We start from the raw sequence: 15,291 nt of genomic DNA, 5'->3' as shown, positions 1-15,291 counted from the left end.
CCGGCAGCACCAGGCCCGCATCAGCCACTACAAACGACGCGGACACAGCCCCTGAAAAATGCCCAGCAATCAGAACAAGCACCGTTGCAGTACTAGGGCCTGTCCGGCGGATCACGCCGCAGACGCGGGGTCTGGCACGCACACCTGCGGCGTTGTCGTCCCTCGCCGACGTCCCCCAGCCTTCGGCCGGGAGGTGCCCCCACCGCGTCGACTCCTTCCTCCGCCTTGCAGCTGCACGCACCAGACCCCGCTCACCTCGGCTAATACGGCACCGCAGCTTTCCTGCGACTTGATCCGCCGGACAGGCCCTAACCGGGACGGCCAGGAGCGATACCCGGGCGGTATCGCCGTACACCCAGTCGGTCTTGGACTCCCTGCCCGGTGGGGGAGAAGTATCGGTGTCATGAGTGAGACGAACACCGTGAACCACCACAAGGTCGCGCTGGTGACCGGGGCCAACAAGGGCATCGGGTACGAGATCGCCGCCGGGCTCGGCGCCCTCGGCTGGTCCGTCGGAATCGGCGCGCGGAACGAGGAGCGGCGCGAGGCCGCTGTGGACAAACTGCGCGCGGCCGGAGCCGACGCGTTCGGCGTGCCGCTGGATGTGACCGACGACGCCGGCGTGACAGCGGCGGCCCGGCTGATGGAGGAGCGAGTCGGGCGGCTCGACGCGCTCGTCAACAATGCGGCGATCACCGGCGGCGGACCGCAGGAGCCCACCACGGTCGACGTGAACCGGGTACGGGCGGCCGTGGAGACCAACGTGATCGGCGTCATCCGCGTCACCAACGCCCTGCTCCCCCTGCTGCGCCGCTCGCCGGCGCCGCGGATCGTGAACGTCTCCAGCAGCGTCGGCTCCCTCACCCTCCAGACCACGCCCGGCCGTGAGACGGGCCCCATCTCCATCGCCTACGCCCCGTCGAAGACGTTCCTCAACGCCGTCACCGTGCAGTACGCCAAGGAACTGGCCGACACCCACATCCTGATCAACGCCGTCTGCCCCGGCTTCACGGCGACCGACCTCAACGGCTTCCGGGGGGTGCGCACCCCCCAGCAGGGCGCAGTCGCCGCGATCCGGCTGGCGACCGCGCCGGCCGACGGGCCGACGGGCCGCTTCTTCGACGACGAGGGAGAGGTGCCCTGGTGACGTGCTTGCTGGGATGACTCCTAGTAGGTGATGGTGATCGGGGTGTGCACGGGGCGTCGGGGCAAGGTGAGCGTCAGGACTTGCGTGTCGGCGTTCCAGTGGTACTGGCTCGGGGCGAGTCGTCCCTTGCCCGTGGTGACCTCGGCCGGCATGTGGGTCGTGCCGAGTATCGACAGGGTCCACTGCCGGTTCCGTACCTGGCCGCGGAAGGAGCCTTTCGCCGCGCTGATGGAGACGGTGTGGCGGCCACGGTGCTCGGCGTATCGGATGGCTGTGGTGGCGCTGTGGCCCCGGTGGCGCGCGGCGGCGGCGGAGCCGTCGTCCTCGTAGAGGGTGTAGCTGCCCGACGCGCCCGGGGCGACGGTCAGTGTCAACTCGGTCAGCGGGGCTCGGTCGTTGCTGGTGACGTCATGAGTGCGGGTCGGAACGATTCCGCCGGCCCTCATGAACACGGGCATGGAGTTCAGGTCGGTCGTGATCGCCTGTGTGGTGCCGCCCTGGTAGGTCTTTCCGGTGAAGTAGTCGGTCCACTGGCCGGGCGGGAACCACACCGAGGTGGTTGCGGTCGTCCCCGCAGTCGTGACCGGGGCGACCAGGATGTCGGAGCCGTAGAAGTACTCGCTGTCGGCGGTGGCGTACGCCTGCGCCTCGTCCGGGTACTCCAGGTAGGTGGGACGAACGATGGGGGTGCCCGTCCGGTTGGCTTCCTCGGCCAGCGAGTAGGTGTAAGGGACCAGGTTTTCCCGGAGGTTGAGAAACTTGTCCGCGGATTGCCGCGCCTGCGGGCCGTACTGCCAGGGCAGCCGGTCGCTGTGGTTGCTGTGCAGACGGTCGATCGGCTGGAAGGTGCCGAACTGGACCCAGCGGGCGTACAGGTCGTCCGGCAGCTTGTGCGTGCTGTGCGTGCCGCCGGCGTCGGTGTAGGTCTCCGAGCCCTTGAGCCCCGTGGTGTCGTTGTGGCCGCCGATGTCGTGGGTGATGGCGGCCAGTCCGGTGGCGGCGGACTCGCCCGGGGTGTAGCCGACTTCCAGCTTCAGGGCGCCCCAGGTCGAGGAGGTGTCACCGGTGAAGTGGACGGTGCTGCGCTTGTCGGCCCACGGTCCGGTCGGCAGGCCTTGCTGACCGCTGTAGCCGCCGGCCTGGAGTGAGCCGTAGGCGCGGGACAGGACGAAGCCTCGGCCCGAGTCGCGGCCGGTGAGAGTGGCGTACTGTTGGTTGATCCATGCGTCCGGTGTGACCCCTGCCAGCGCTGCCTGCGACTGGTCGCAGCACCAGTCGAGCCACCAGAAGTCGTTGCCCTGCTCGTCCATGGTGCGGTGGAGGTCCAGATATGCCTTGAGCTGATCGGGGTCGCCGAAGTCGAAGGTGTAGCAGTTGCCCTGGACCGAAGCGGCCGAAGCACAACCTCCCTTCGTCAGCTTGCCCTTGGCGGTTGCCTGGGCCTGCGCGAACTGGGGGTCGGAGGCGAGGATGCTCGGGTGCACGTTGAGCGTGTTGTGCAGCCCCTCTTCGGCGGACCAGTCGAAGAAGCCCTTGGGATCGGGGAACTTGGCGGTGTCGATCTCCCAACCGCTCCAGTCGTTGACGGCCTTGAAGTCGGTGTCGGTCACCAGCACGTCCAGGGGTACGCCCTCGGATCTGAAGGCCGGCAGGATCGTGTTCTCGTAGTCGGCCGCCGTGCGGTCGATGTACTCCGAGTACCAGACCCCGTAGGCCCATTGCGGCAGCAGCGCGGACGGGCCGGTCAGCGTCGCCAGGTCGCTCAGCCCTTGTTTGTAGTCGTGCCCGAAGCCGAAGACGTAGCCGTCCTGATAGGGGCTGCCGCCGTGCGAGGGCCGGGGCGTGACCTGCTGTGTCGCCGTGTCGTACAGCGCCGACACGGTGTCGTCCAGCAGGTACCAGCCGTCCTTGTTCAGGAGACCGGGTGTGGTGACCGGAGCGGGGCCGTTGCCGGTCACACCGTCCAGACCGCGACGGTAGCCGCCGAGTGCGAGATGCGGCTGTGGGGCGGGGGCGTCGGCCGGGGCCAGGGAGATGGTGTCCAGGTTGACGTGGCAGCTCGCCGTGTCCGGGCAGTCGAGGCGGAGATCGTCCTGGCCCGCGTTCAGTGTGACGCGCGCCGTTGCGGTCTTCCAGTCGTTCCAGTCGTCCGTCGCCGGGAGCGACAGGGGGACGGTCGTGCCACCCGAGGTGAGGGACGCGGTACGGGCTTCGTGCCGGCCGTCGCCGCCCGTACCGTTGGCGTAACGGATCCGCAGCGTGTACGTGCCCTGTTCGGGGATCCCGACCAGGTGGGTGGTCACGCCGGAACCTTGGTTCAGCTCGGCGACGAAGCCGCTTCCGGCAAAGCCCTGATGGTCGTCGGCGCTCACGGCGCCACCGGAGATGCGCCCTGCTTCCGCCTCGCAACTCGTGCCGAGCAGACAGTCGGTGATGGCGGTGGTGGAAACGGACGGATACGGGTCCTTGGAGCGGACCAGGGCGACGCTGTCGACGTTGACGTTCCCGGAGTCGTCAGCGGTCCGGGTGAGCGCCACGGTGTGGTGACCGGCGCTGAGTGTCATCTGCGCGGTGACGAGCTTCCAGGTGTCCCAGTTCGCGGTGGTCGGCAGGGACACCTTCTGCGGTGCGGCGCCGTCCACGGTGAGGGTGAGCGTCCTGGTCTCGTTCTTTCCGTCGCCGCCGACGGAGTTGGCGTAACGGATGTCGAAGTCGTACGTCCCGGCGCTGCTGACATCGATGTCAGCCTTTGCCGAGCTGCCGGTTCCCGCGAAGCCGGCCGCGAAGCCCGCGCCCGTGTGGCCGCTGTGGTCCTCGGCGACGGACACGCCGTCGAGTTGGAGCCGCTCCGCCTCGCACAGCGCGCCGAGCGAGCATGTCAGTCGCTGCCAGGGGGTGGCGGTGACCGGGCTGTCGCCCGCGGTCTCACGCACGGAAAGGTTGTCCGTATCGAACGGTCCGGATCCGACCTTGTAGCGTAATTCGGTGGCGGCGGTCTTGATGGTGAGCCAGCCCTCCGATACGCGGGTCGAGTAGGCGGTCCGGGCAAAACCCGTACGGCCTATCGCGTTGAAGGTGGGCTCGTCGGTGAACTTCCCGTCGCCCGCGTACTCCGTGCGGATCAGCGTCGGCGACAGGACTTCGAAACGGGCGTCGCCGGATGTGACGGTGGGAATGCGCTGGTCGGAAGCATCCCCGGGAGACAGGGGCCCGGCCGAGGCCGGGCCGCCGCCGGCCAGTGCCATGGCGGTGGCAAGTGACAGCGCCACGGCCGTGCTCACCTGCCGCCGCATGGATCCGAAACGTCGCATCTTCGCCGCACTTGGCATGTCAACTCCGTTTACTCGGTGACGAGGCGTCCCATCTCAGCCCTGGCTGTGCTGTGTGCGCACGTCTCACGAAGCGGCGTCGAAACCCGCCGTCAGGAGATCTGACTGTGAGTGCGGCCCAGTCGAGGAGACCGTCGTCGTCATGCCGACGAGTGGCAGACGCGTCCGCGGGGGTTCGAGGACGGCACTCAAGGAGTTTCTTCCTTCCTCCGCCGCACCGGTGCGCAGCGATGCAAGCCTTCGCACGTGAGACGACGAGCAGCGTCCGGACTGCACACGCCGGTTGAGGGACGATGCCTGACAGTGTCGCGTCATGTTCGTTTCGAGGTCAATGAGGGCGGCGAAACGAACGAACTCCAACAGCGACTTGCGAGACGGCCGTTCTCAGATGACCGTTCTCACTCGGGCCGGAAACCGCACCACCGTGCCCGACCCCCACGCTGCTCCGCGGCCGGACATGGTCCTGTTGCACTGCGGCCGGACCCCGTCATGCGCGACCGAAGTGCTCCGGTTGCGGGTGCCATGCACGGGCACCAAAATCGTCAGAAGGTGCGTGATGCCCGCCGGAGCGGTGTCGGTGACGCGCCGGCCGCTCACAATCCGCCTGCGGCGGCGATGCCGCGACGCAGGCGCGGGCACGACCCGGGCGGCACCAGCTCGACTCACCCAATGTCCCAGGGCTGTGCTGTGCCCGCCCACGAGAGTGCCACGGCGCCACGGCGACGGCTCGAGGCGTGTGCGCGAGGTGATTCAGACATGAAGCCGTCCACCGATGCAGCACCAGTGGCCCCTGGCGTCGTAGCAGGCCCCGGCGGCGCCGACCCCGGACGCGACCACCGTCCGGCCCGGCAGGGCAGAACTCCGTTCCACTCCACCGTTCGGCGCGGCCGGTGGGTGTGCGCCATCGCCTGCGTGGCGCTGGCCGCGCCGCTGGCCTCGACGGCCTCAGCGGCCTCAGCGGCCTCGGCCCCGGAGGCATCGGCGGTCTCCGCCGGCACTCGGCAGGGCGCGATGGCACCTGCCGCCGACAGGGCCCCGTACACATGTAGCGTCCAGCCCGGCTCCTACAAGTTCTGCGACAGGGTCGTGGCGCAGCCGGGCGAGACGGTGACCGTCTCGGTCAGCGAATCGGGGACGGTGACCCGGGGCGACTTCCGGGCCGTCAACCGCCAGACCCAGGAGGTGCTCGGCACCGTCATCGGTGTACTGCCGTCGTTCGGCGCGGCCGTCGTCTGGCGGAACGACACCGACCGCTCCGTGATCGTGGACCTGCTGGCCAGCGCGGACGACGAGGGCAGGGTCGACGGGCAGCTGGTCGCCGGAGGCTGACCGTCTGTCCCTGCCGACCGCTCCCCAAGATCTGTGCCGGAACCGGCACTTGAAGACCCGCTAGCGGCGTCGCCTGGGTGGTTTGCCGGTGGCCGGGAGCAGTCCGGCCATCTTGACCGTGCGCAGCACGGGCACGGTCTCCAGGGTGCTGATGGCCTTCAGGGTGCCCAGGCGTTCGGTGAGGTAGCGGTGCAGGGCCGCCGGGTCGGGACACAGGGCATGAGCGGTGAGATTGTGGGGGCCGGTGACGGCCGCCACGTAGGCGAGTTCAGGGTGTCGGGCCAAGTCACGGGCGCCGGCCTGCTCAACGCGGTACAGCAGCTCGGCGTCGCCCTGCTCGGCAGCCTTTTCCTCCATGCCGCCACGCCCGGCGACCCCACCCCGGCCGCCGCCGCGCTCACCGGCGCCCGCAACGCCTTCTGCGCGGCCGCCGCGCTCGTCCTGGCCACCGCAGTGACCACGGCCATGATGCTTCCGCGACGCCGGCCATCGCCCCCCAGCCCGGATCAGCCCCTCGTTCCGGATGCCACGGCCAGGTGACGGCTTCCGGGCGGAACGGGTCGCGCAGTTGCCGCAGGCCCGGCGTCGGGGGCGACCCCGCCCCCTGAGCGGATCCCGCTGTTGTCCGGATCTCTCAGACGTCGGTCGCCGGCGCGGGCGGTCTCGGCGTCGCCGAGGCCCTGGAGCAGGCCGAGTTCCGCCGCCGCCCGTCCGGCCCGTTCGGCGGAGCGCGATCAGATGATCACCTGCTGCCCCAGGCGGGCGAGCCGGTACGCCAGCCCCCGGCCCTGCGGCCCGGTCCCGCCGAGGATGCCGACGACCTGACCGGTCACATCGGAGACGGCGGCCGGGGGTGCCGACGAGATGGCGGTCACTGCCATGGTGGTCCTTTCGGATCGTGTCCGGAACCCTTACCGGACGTCGAGCGAACGGACCAGGTCGATGCCCCGGCCGAGGTTGTCCAGCCGCGCTTCGAGGGTGTCGCCGGCCGGGTAGAGACGGACGGTGTCCACGCCGGCCGCGTCCCAGTCCCGGAGCCGGTCGCGGACCATGTCCTCGGTGCCGATCAGAGTGGTGGCCAGGACCATCTCGTCGGTGACCAGGGCGGTGGCACCGTCGCGGTCCCCGGCCTGCCAGCGTTCACGGATCCGGGCGGCGACGTCGGCCCAGCCCTGGCGGCTGTAGGCGTTGTTGTAGAAGTTGGTGGAGCCCGAGCCCATCCCTCCCAGCGAGAACGCCAGTTCCTTCTTGCGGCTGCCGACGACCTCGGCCAGCCGGCCCTCGTCGGAGACGATGTTGATCTCGGCCCCCTGGCAGACGTCGAGGTCGGCGCGGGTACGGCCGGCCCGGGCGAGTCCGCTGTCCAGGTGGGTGAAGTAGGCGTCGGCACCCTCGGGCACGAAGCTGGTGCCCAGCCAGCCCTCGGCGATCTCACCGGTGAGTTCCAGCATCTTCGGGGACAGGGTGGCCAGGTAGACCGGTACCCGCACCGGCTCCACGCTGAGCCGCATCGGGCGGCCCTCGCCGTCGGGCAGCGGGATGGTGAACTGCCGGCCCTGGAACTCGATCTTCTCCCCGGCGAAGGCGCGCCGGACGATGTCGACGGTCTCCCGCATCCGGGTCAGCGGCCGCGCGAACGGTATTCCGTGCAGGCCTTCGATGACCTGCGGCCCCGACGCGCCCAGCCCGAGCAGGAAGCGGCCGCCCGAGAGGTGGGCGAGCGTCATCGCGGTCTGCGCGATGGTGACCGGGGAACGGGTGCCGAGCTGGACGACCCCGGAGCCGAGCAGGATCCGCTCGGTACGGCCTGCGAGGTAGCCCAGCGGCGAGGGGGCGTCGCTGCCCCAGGCCTCGGCCACCCAGCAGATGTCCAGGCCCAGCTTCTCGGCCTCCAGGACGAACTCGACGGTCTCGCCCCAGGGGCCGCCGCCGGAGGCCTCGATGGTGGTCGCTGTGCGCATCACTTCTCCCGTTCGGCCAGTTCCTTGACGGCGGCGAGGTTGGCCTTGATACCGGCCTCGAACTCACGCAGCCGCACGAACACGATCTTCTGTTCCTTGTCCGGCATCGCGTCGATCGCCGCGCTCAGCCCGGACCGGGCCGGTCCCAGCTGCACCCACTGCTCCAGCACCGTGCCTGCACCCTGCGGGTGCAGCGTGAACCGCCAGACGCTCATCGGACGGTCGGGGTCGCCCACGGCCCAGGCGAAGCGCCGCGGCGCCTCGCAGTCCACGACCGTGCTGGTCGTCTCCCAGTTGCCCAGCGCCGGGTGGGCGCTGCGCCCGAGGAACCGGCACCCGGCTCGCGGGCCGGTCACGCCGTCGAGCCACTCGACATGCTGCAACTCGGCACTGAGCTCGGGCATCAGATGGATGTCGCTCACATATCCCCACAGACGTTCCGGCGGCGCGTCGACGTACGTCTGCGCGGAGACGGTGGGCGTGTCCGCGTAGACCTGTCCCGTCCACTCCATGACCGGGGCTCCCTTCCCTCGTCTACCTGCATAGTTGCGTATTTGGACTCACGGTCGCAAGGTCTGCGGCCTTGCTGTCTGCTGAGTTTCGTCGTGAGACTCGTACCATCGGGGGCATGAGGCGTACGTCGTTCGCGAACTGGCCCTGCTCGGTGGCCCGGACCATGGACCTGCTCGGTGACTGGTGGACCCCCCTGGTGCTGCGGGAGGCGTTCTACGGGATCCGCCGGTTCGACGAGTTCCAGCAGGAGCTGGGCATCGCCCGCAACACCCTGTCGGAGCGGTTGCGCCGGTTGGTGGAGGCGGGGCTGCTGGAGAAGCAGGTGTACGAGACTCAGCCGGTCCGCCACGAGTACCTGCTGACCGAGTCCGGCCGCGACTTCTACGGCGTCATCCTCGCCATGACGAACTGGGGCGACCGGTGGCTCTCGGACGAGGCGGGACCTCCGGTGATCACCCGTCACGAGACCTGCGGCCACGACGCCCACGGCGAAGTGGTGTGCTCCCACTGCAAGGAGCCGCTCGCCTGGGAGGACGTCACCCCGCGCCCGGGCCCCGGCTACCCGGCGAAACTGCTCGGCCGTCCGGACATCCGGCGCCGGTTCAGGCTGGACGAGCCGACGCCGACCGCGGACTGACCCCGGACCGGTCGCCGGTCCCGGTCCGGGCCCTGGCCTCGGTCCCGGGTCTCCAGGAGACGGTCCGCGACGGCGTCGAGTTGCCGGGCGGACGTGCCGAGCAGCGCGCGCCTGGCCCGGGCCCGCTTGAGCAGGACATGCGCGCTCGCCTCCCAGGTGAAGCCCATGCCGCCGTGCGTCTGCAGGTTGTCGGCGCTTGCCGCGTCGGCGGCGTCGCCGGCCGCCTGTACGGCGAGGCCCGCGGTGTGCGGATCGCCGGTCGCCGCCGCCCAGTGCAGCAGCAGCCGCGCGGCGCAGACCTGGGCGTGCCGGTCGGCCAGGGTGTGCTTGACGGCCTGGAACGAGCCGATCGGGCGCCCGAACTGATGCCGCTCCTTGGCGTAAGCCACGGCCGCGTCCACGCACTGGCCCGCCAGGCCCACCAGTTCGGCCGCGAACAGGGTCCGCACCGCCGCGAGGCTCCGGTCGCCGAACCGGCCCGGTCCGAGTGCGTCGGCCTCGACGCCGGCCAACTCGATCGCGGCAACCGGCTCCACGACGTCCAGGCCGTCGCGGTCCGTCCGCCGGACGCCGGGACGGTCCAGTCGTAGCGAGACCAGCACTCCACCCGCGACGGTCGGCAGTACCGATCTCGTCGTCGGCCGGCCGGGCCAGGGCTGGCCGGTGGCCACGACCCTGCTGAACTTCGGGCGCGCCAAGACCTATGTCCTCATGCCGATCAAGCTCCGCGACGAACTCGACCGGCTCACCGACCTGATCGTCTCCCGCGGACTGCAGGACGACCCCGACATCCGGCAGCGCCTCGCCTGGTGCCACGTACAGGTCGAGCAACTGCACTGCCAGAACCTGCGGCTGGCCACCCGGCTCACGGACGGACACGAGCCCGGCCCGCAGGCCGCGGTCGTCGAGCTGCTCACCAGCGAGTACCACCGCAAGGCCACCGAACTGGCCATGGACGTCCTGGGACTCGACGCCCTGACCCCCACCGGCGATCCCTCGCCGAACTGGTACTGCACCGACGACGCGGGCGCACCGAACACCTCGGCCTCCTGGACCAGCGTCTACCTCAACGCCCGGGCCGCCACCATCTACGGCGCCAGCTCCCAGATCCAGCGCGGCATCGTCGGTGAGATGCTGCTCGGCCTTCCCAAGGAACCTCGCCCGCGGCCCGCCGCCGTGCCCTGAAGCGGCAGGCCGTCACCGGGGGTGCCGGTGTGCTGCGGCAGAGCGGATCCGATCCGGGCCCCGGCCGGCTGACGGCCGGGGCCCGGACGCACCTGTCGATGGCTGGCCGACGGACGGTGCGGGTAAGGTGGGCGGCGTCCGGTGGTCGGTCACCAGGGCCCATGAAGGCAAGACCCCTGCGGGAGCGAGCGTGCTCAGCGAGCGAGAGCCGGACGTCCCGGTGGTCAGTCGGTCCGCCCAGGCCGCAGCGACCCGGCGGCAGATCGTCGAGACGGCGCAGCGGCTCTTCACCGCCCACGGCTACCAGTCGACCTCGCTCCAGTCCATCGCGGACGACATGGGAATCACCAAGGCCGCGGTCTACTACCACTTCCGGACCAAGGCGCAGATCCTCAAGGCCTCGCTCGATGCGCCGGTGGAGGAAATGACCCTGCTCCTGGACGAGTTGGCGGGTATGACGTCGCGTCAGGAGAGGCTGGAGGCGTACGCCGTCGGCTGGGTCGACTTCCTGGTGCGCAACCGTGAACTCGGGGCCATGCTCCTGCACGATCCCGAGATGCGGGCCGCCAGCATCTACGCCGAGAACGACGGGCGAAGGCGCCGGGTCCTGCGGGTTCTGTTCGGCAACTCGCCCACCCCGGCGGAACGCATGGCCTATGTGATGTGCGTGTGGATGCTGGAAGGTCTCGGCGAGCTGTCCGACCTCTCGGACGACGAGCTGAGGGCCACGCTTCTGCTGACCGCCCGCGGCCTGCTCGCCGTGCCCGGCGAGGCGTGAGCCGACGTCCGTGACATCCGGTGACGGATGACGGGTGAAGGATGACGGCTGCGACGCAGGGCGCGGCCGCCGCTCCGGCCGCCTGATGCGCCGCGCGCCCAGGCGTTGCACCGGTTTCCAGACCCCTCGCCCATTCGCTCTCCGAGTCGGTCCGACCATGGCGGACCTTTCACTAGCCATCGGCTAGTGAAAGGCAAGTGAATGATAAAGTGAACGGCCGGTCGGTGAGATCGAGAGGCGCGCCCACCTAGCTGCCGCCCGTGAAGTCGATCAAGCCCATGCGCCGTCAATGCCATTCACCCTTGAAGGGATCCACTGCCCCATGAGGTCCACCCCGGCTGCCGCCCAGGCAGCCAAGCGCAGCAGCACTGCGCCGGTTCTCGCCCTCGGCCTGGCCGCCATGGTCGTGGCGATGGCACAGACCCAGGTCGTGCCGATCCTGACGCTGCTGGGCACCGCACTGCACACGGACTCGGCCGGTGTCAGCTGGGTCACCACCGCGACCCTGCTCTCCGCCGCCGTCTTCACCCCGCTGCTCGGCCGCGTCGGTGATCTCCACGGCAAGAAGCAGACCCTTGTCGCCGTCCTCGTGGTGATGGTCGCGGGCTCGCTGCTGGCATCCCTGACGACCTCGCTGGGACTGCTGCTGGTCGGCCGGGTGATGCAGGGCTCGGCGACCGCGATCTTCCCGCTGGCGCTGTCGATCGTCCGCGACCAGGTCCCGCACGAGAAGCTGCACGGCGCCATGGCGCTGGTGAGTTCCACCCTGGCGTTCGGCTCCGGCCTGTCGCTGGTGGTCACCGGACTGCTCACCCAGGGCAGTGACCCCGACTACCATTCCGTCTTCTGGTTCTCCACCGCCGTCTCCGTCCTCGCGCTGCTCGCGGTCCTCCTCCTGGTCCCGGACGGCGGCCATCGTGTCGGCGGCCGTGTGGACGTGCCCGGCACCCTCGTCCTGGCCGCCTTCCTGGTCCTGCTGCTGCTCGGCATCTCCCAGGGCCACACCTGGGGCTGGGACTCCGGCAAGGTCATCGGGTGCTTCGCCGGAGCCGTGGTCATGGCGGTGGTGTGGGTGCTCGTCGAGCTGAAGGTCTCCGCCCCGCTGGTGGACATGCGGATGTTCGCGCACCGCCAGGTGGCCATGACGAACCTGGCCGGTCTGCTCGTCGGGTTCGCCGCCTTCACCCAGTTCATCGGCATCTCGTACCTGGTGCAGATGCCCGAGCGCATCGCCGGCTACGGCTTCACGGCGTCGGTGCTGCGGGCCAGCGTGGAATATCTGCTGCCCGGTTCCCTGGTCGCCCTGGTCGCGGCCCCGGTCGGCGGCGTCCTGGTCCGCCGGATCGGCGCCCGGCTGACGCTGGCGATCAGCGGATTGGTCGGCGCGGGCGGGTTCGCCTGGCTGGCCTTCGGGCACGGGCAGACCGCGAGCGTCATCTGCGCCGGACTGTTCACGGGTGTCGCGATCGCCTTCGGCTACGCCGCGATGCCCGCACTGATCGCGGCGAGTGTGCCGGTGCAGCAGACCGGCATCGCCAACGGCATCAACTCGATCTCCCGGTCACTGGGTTCGGCCATCGCCTCGGCCGTGGTCACCTCCCTGCTGGCGTCCAGGACGATCCCCGGCCTGCCCGAGGGCATCGATCTGCCGCAGGAGTCGCAGTTCACGATGAGCTTCGCCATCGCCCTCGGCGCCATGACACTGACCGTGGCGGTCGCCCTGGCCGGGCTGGCCAAGGACCGTACCCGCAGCAGTCTGGTCGCGAAGTCCCCCGCGAAGTACGAGGAGGAGAGGACACCTGGAACACCGACCGACTCCGCCGCGCAACCGGCGAAGGCCTGACGGTCGGAGCGGAGCGCGGACTAGACCCGGTCGATCCGCGCTCCAGCGGTGCACGCGGCCGACGGCCGGTCGATCCACCGGTGACGGATCAACTGCTTTGAATGTCTGGGCATTGCGCACCACCATGACGCCGATCTCCTGGCAGCCGTCCAGGCCACCGTCGACGTCGGCAACGCGGCGGTCTCGCACGCCGAGGCGGTGAAGAAGTTCCGCATCCTCGACACCGTGCTGACGGAGGAGGCGGGCCGGCTCACACCGTCCCTGGAGCTGAAACGCACGGTGATGCTGACAGACTTCGCGGCAGACATCGACGCCCTGCACGAAGAGCGTCATGGCGGCGTCTGAGCATCCTGGGTGCTCCGGCGTCGGCGACGGCCGCGAAGCCGCCTCAGCCGCTACAGGGGGACGACCGAGCCAAGGCCGCTGTCGCCAGCAGCCCGCCGCGCCTCGCCGTCCCCGACCCGGGCACGCAGATCCCACCCCCGAACAGCGCTCTGGAGCCATTCCTACGATGACGACGACTCCCACACCCTCTGCCGCCGCACCCGGGCCCGAGGAGCCGCATCCGGTCTGGAGCGTGCTCACGGAGCGTGCGCGGGCCGGCAGCCGGCCCGGCGCACGCACCGACGGGCACCGTGTCGCGCTGGCCATCGAGGGCGGCGGGATGCGCGGCATCATCGCCGGCGGGATGGCCCTCGCCCTGCACGAACTCGGACTGACCCACAGCTTCGACGCCGTCTACGGCGCCTCCGCGGGCGCCGCCTCCGGCGCGTGGCTGCTGAGCAGCAGCCCCCAGTCGCTGCGCTTCTGGACCATTCCCAAATACGCCAGAACACTGATCCGGCGCTCGAACCCGCTGCGCGGACGGCCGCTCGTGGACCTGCACAGCTTCTACGAGGTGCTCTACCGGTACGGCGACGGCGACTTCGCGCCCATGGACTTCGACTCGGTCCTCGCGAGCGCCATCGAGTACCACCCGCTGGCCACGGACGCGGCCACCGGGCGGTCCACCGACCTGCGCCCCTTCATCGGCGATGCCGCAGAACTCCGCCTTGCGCTGCGCGCCAGCGCCTCGCTGCCGCTGCTGGCAGGTCCTCCGGTCACGCTGCGCGGACACCGGTACTACGACGCCGGCGTCTCCGAGTCCGTGCCGTACCGCACCGCGCTGGCTCAGGGGGCGACCCACGTCATGGTGCTGCGCTCCCGGCGGGCGATCGACGTCGCGCGGCCGTCCCGCTCCGCACCACTCGTGGCCAAGCGGTTTCTGCGCCATGAGTCCGCGGCCCTGCGCCAGGCGTTCCTCGACCGCGAGACACGCTGGGCCGAGGACGACGCGCGTCTCGCCTGTCACCCGGCGATCGTCTCGATCCGCCCCGCCCCGGACTCACCGGCGGTCGGCCGCCTCGCCCGCGAAGGCGCCCTCCTCGAAACCGCACTGGAGGCCGGCCGCACCGCCGTCCACGACGCCCGCAGCCATCTCCCCGACGCACCCTTGCACCCGTGACTGCTCTTCCTCCGGGACCTGGGCGGCGGCGCTCGGCGTGCTGACGGCGTCGCCCTCCAGGGGTCCGGCAGCCCCACCGGGGCTGTCACCGAGGGCGTCACGCGTACCGGGTGACCGGCTCGTCAGCCGACCGTATGGTGGCGGCCGTGACCGAGACCACCGACATCGCTCCCGACATCACTCCCGCAGACATCGATCTCCTCCTCGACGAGGTCAGAGCCTCTGCCGCGCGCCTCGGCGCCGGCCTCGGCTCGTTCACCGACCTCCAGGCCCGTGAGCCGTCGGCGCTGCCGGGGTGGAGCCGTGGCCACGTCGTCACCCACCTCGCCCGCAGCGCCGACGTCTACCGGTGGCTGCTGACGCTGGCCCGCACCGGCACCGAGCCCGGCCCACGGGCGGACGCCGCCGCCCTGGACCGTGCACTGCGCGAGGGCGCCGAGCGCTCGGCCGGTGAACTTGCCGCCGACCTGCGCGGCAGCCTCGACCGACTGCTCGATGTGGCACAGGCCATGCCGGCCGAACGCTGGTCCGTCATGGTCACCGCCCTTGCAGGGTGGCGGCACCCCGCCTGGTTCACGCTCCAGCGCTGCCGGCGTGAACTCGAGACGCACCACGTCGACCTGGACCTGGGCTACAGCGCGGCCGACTGGCCAGCCGACTACGTCACATGGGCCCTCGGCGACACCGTCGCCGCGCTCACCGCGCGCGACTTCCCGGTTGCCCGCATCCAGGCCACCGACCTCGATCGCGCCTGGACCCTGGCCCCGTCCGGCGCCACCGTCACCGGCTCGGGCCACTCCGTCCTCGCCTGGCTCGCCGGGCGCGGTACGGACCCGCGGCTGCGCTCGGACGTCCCGCTGCCCACCCCGCCCGGGTGGCCTCTCCCGCCGGCGCCGGGCTGGGCCTGAGGTCCAGGGCGTGGGGCGGCTGCTGTCCGTCCAGGTGAATGAGCGGCCGCATCCGGGCGATCAGCGTCGCCCGGTGCCGTTCGGTGCCGGCCGGCGGGGCAGGCCTTGTGGTGATCTTGAGCCATGGCTCCGGTGGGGCTGCCTTGATCTGTCCGCA

The 15,291-nt window shown here is 70.6% G+C and carries 15 protein-coding genes and 1 pseudogene; 10 read left to right on the top strand and 6 right to left on the bottom strand.

Going from position 1 to position 15,291, the window contains the following annotated elements; genetic code table 11:
• Window positions 1-403: 403 nt before the first annotated feature.
• The gene (locus ABT085_RS13950; protein WP_351606039.1) at window positions 404-1,147 is read left to right on the top strand and encodes an SDR family oxidoreductase; all 744 of its coding nucleotides are present in this window, start codon (window positions 404-406) and stop codon (window positions 1,145-1,147) included.
• 20 nt (window positions 1,148-1,167) lie between these two features.
• On the opposite strand, the gene ABT085_RS13945 is transcribed toward ABT085_RS13950, so the two are convergent.
• Entirely contained in the window at window positions 1,168-4,416 is a 3,249-nt protein-coding gene (locus ABT085_RS13945; protein WP_502982722.1) for a TIM-barrel domain-containing protein, read from the bottom strand.
• An 816-nt stretch (window positions 4,417-5,232) separates the two neighbouring features.
• Between ABT085_RS13945 and ABT085_RS13940 the strand changes: the two genes are divergently transcribed.
• A complete protein-coding gene (locus tag ABT085_RS13940) occupies window positions 5,233-5,805 on the top strand; it encodes a hypothetical protein (protein WP_351606037.1) in 573 nt (190 codons plus the stop codon).
• Window positions 5,806-5,865: 60 nt separating this feature from the next.
• Here ABT085_RS13940 and ABT085_RS13935 read toward each other — a convergent pair whose 3' ends face one another.
• Window positions 5,866-6,090: an Lrp/AsnC ligand binding domain-containing protein gene (locus ABT085_RS13935; RefSeq protein ID WP_351606042.1), complete on the bottom strand. Its 225-nt coding sequence runs from the start codon at window positions 6,088-6,090 to the stop codon at window positions 5,866-5,868.
• Between ABT085_RS13935 and ABT085_RS13930 the strand changes: the two genes are divergently transcribed.
• Window positions 6,079-6,345: a hypothetical protein gene (locus ABT085_RS13930; RefSeq protein WP_351606047.1), complete on the top strand. Its 267-nt coding sequence runs from the start codon at window positions 6,079-6,081 to the stop codon at window positions 6,343-6,345. The genes ABT085_RS13935 and ABT085_RS13930 overlap by 12 nt on opposite strands.
• A 104-nt stretch (window positions 6,346-6,449) precedes the next feature.
• Here the strand turns inward: ABT085_RS13930 and ABT085_RS13925 are convergent.
• The 3 genes and pseudogenes from ABT085_RS13925 to ABT085_RS13915 form a co-directional block, all read right to left on the bottom strand.
• Window positions 6,450-6,686, bottom strand: a pseudogene (locus ABT085_RS13925) (NAD(P)-binding domain-containing protein); the annotation flags it as partial.
• Window positions 6,687-6,716: 30 nt separating this feature from the next.
• Window positions 6,717-7,766 (bottom strand): LLM class flavin-dependent oxidoreductase, encoded by a 1,050-nt coding sequence (locus ABT085_RS13920; protein WP_351606035.1) that lies wholly within the window; start codon window positions 7,764-7,766, stop codon window positions 6,717-6,719.
• Window positions 7,766-8,278 (bottom strand): SRPBCC family protein, encoded by a 513-nt coding sequence (locus ABT085_RS13915; protein ID WP_351606032.1) that lies wholly within the window; start codon window positions 8,276-8,278, stop codon window positions 7,766-7,768. The genes ABT085_RS13920 and ABT085_RS13915 overlap by 1 nt, the downstream gene beginning before the upstream one ends.
• Window positions 8,279-8,394: 116 nt before the next feature.
• Between ABT085_RS13915 and ABT085_RS13910 the strand changes: the two genes are divergently transcribed.
• Window positions 8,395-8,916 (top strand): winged helix-turn-helix transcriptional regulator, encoded by a 522-nt coding sequence (locus ABT085_RS13910; protein WP_351606030.1) that lies wholly within the window; start codon window positions 8,395-8,397, stop codon window positions 8,914-8,916.
• Here ABT085_RS13910 and ABT085_RS13905 read toward each other — a convergent pair.
• Entirely contained in the window at window positions 8,838-9,614 is a 777-nt protein-coding gene (locus tag ABT085_RS13905) for an acyl-CoA dehydrogenase family protein (RefSeq protein WP_351606027.1), read from the bottom strand. The genes ABT085_RS13910 and ABT085_RS13905 overlap by 79 nt on opposite strands.
• Here ABT085_RS13905 and ABT085_RS13900 point away from each other — a divergent pair.
• From ABT085_RS13900 to ABT085_RS13875, 6 genes are all read left to right on the top strand, one after another.
• Window positions 9,580-10,101 carry an acyl-CoA dehydrogenase family protein gene (locus tag ABT085_RS13900; protein ID WP_351606024.1) on the top strand — a complete coding sequence of 174 codons (522 nt, stop codon included), beginning with the start codon at window positions 9,580-9,582 and terminating at the stop codon, window positions 10,099-10,101. The two genes, ABT085_RS13905 and ABT085_RS13900, sit on opposite strands and share 35 nt — an antisense overlap.
• Before the next feature lie 190 nt (window positions 10,102-10,291).
• Window positions 10,292-10,879: a TetR/AcrR family transcriptional regulator gene (locus tag ABT085_RS13895; protein WP_351606021.1), complete on the top strand. Its 588-nt coding sequence runs from the start codon at window positions 10,292-10,294 to the stop codon at window positions 10,877-10,879.
• A gap of 322 nt (window positions 10,880-11,201) precedes the next feature.
• Complete coding sequence (locus tag ABT085_RS13890) at window positions 11,202-12,722, top strand: MFS transporter (RefSeq protein WP_351606018.1); 1,521 nt, start codon at window positions 11,202-11,204, stop codon at window positions 12,720-12,722.
• Between the two features lie 198 nt (window positions 12,723-12,920).
• Window positions 12,921-13,067 (top strand): hypothetical protein, encoded by a 147-nt coding sequence (locus tag ABT085_RS13885; RefSeq protein WP_502982721.1) that lies wholly within the window; start codon window positions 12,921-12,923, stop codon window positions 13,065-13,067.
• 166 nt (window positions 13,068-13,233) lie between these two features.
• Window positions 13,234-14,226, top strand: a complete 993-nt coding sequence (locus tag ABT085_RS13880) for a patatin-like phospholipase family protein (RefSeq protein ID WP_351606016.1) — start codon at window positions 13,234-13,236, stop codon at window positions 14,224-14,226.
• A gap of 146 nt (window positions 14,227-14,372) precedes the next feature.
• Window positions 14,373-15,134: a maleylpyruvate isomerase family mycothiol-dependent enzyme gene (locus ABT085_RS13875; RefSeq protein ID WP_351606013.1), complete on the top strand. Its 762-nt coding sequence runs from the start codon at window positions 14,373-14,375 to the stop codon at window positions 15,132-15,134.
• The last annotated feature ends 157 nt before the right edge of the window (window positions 15,135-15,291 follow it).

The organism is Streptomyces sp. NPDC002265 (assembly GCF_040296125.1).
Taxonomy (GTDB): domain Bacteria; phylum Actinomycetota; class Actinomycetes; order Streptomycetales; family Streptomycetaceae; genus Streptomyces.
This window is presented reverse-complemented; position numbering and strand designations above follow the sequence as displayed.

What these genes read in the sequence shown, in the direction of transcription:
- ABT085_RS13950 (WP_351606039.1), top strand. Translation starts at nt 404, where the DNA reads ATGAGTGAGACGAACACCGTGAACCACCACAAGGTCGCGCTGGTGACC.
- ABT085_RS13940 (WP_351606037.1), top strand. Translation starts at nt 5,233, where the DNA reads ATGAAGCCGTCCACCGATGCAGCACCAGTGGCCCCTGGCGTCGTAGCA.
- ABT085_RS13920 (WP_351606035.1), bottom strand. Translation starts at nt 7,766, where the DNA reads ATGCGCACAGCGACCACCATCGAGGCCTCCGGCGGCGGCCCCTGGGGC.
- ABT085_RS13915 (WP_351606032.1), bottom strand. Translation starts at nt 8,278, where the DNA reads ATGGAGTGGACGGGACAGGTCTACGCGGACACGCCCACCGTCTCCGCG.
- ABT085_RS13910 (WP_351606030.1), top strand. Translation starts at nt 8,395, where the DNA reads ATGAGGCGTACGTCGTTCGCGAACTGGCCCTGCTCGGTGGCCCGGACC.
- ABT085_RS13890 (WP_351606018.1), top strand. Translation starts at nt 11,202, where the DNA reads ATGAGGTCCACCCCGGCTGCCGCCCAGGCAGCCAAGCGCAGCAGCACT.
- ABT085_RS13880 (WP_351606016.1), top strand. Translation starts at nt 13,234, where the DNA reads ATGACGACGACTCCCACACCCTCTGCCGCCGCACCCGGGCCCGAGGAG.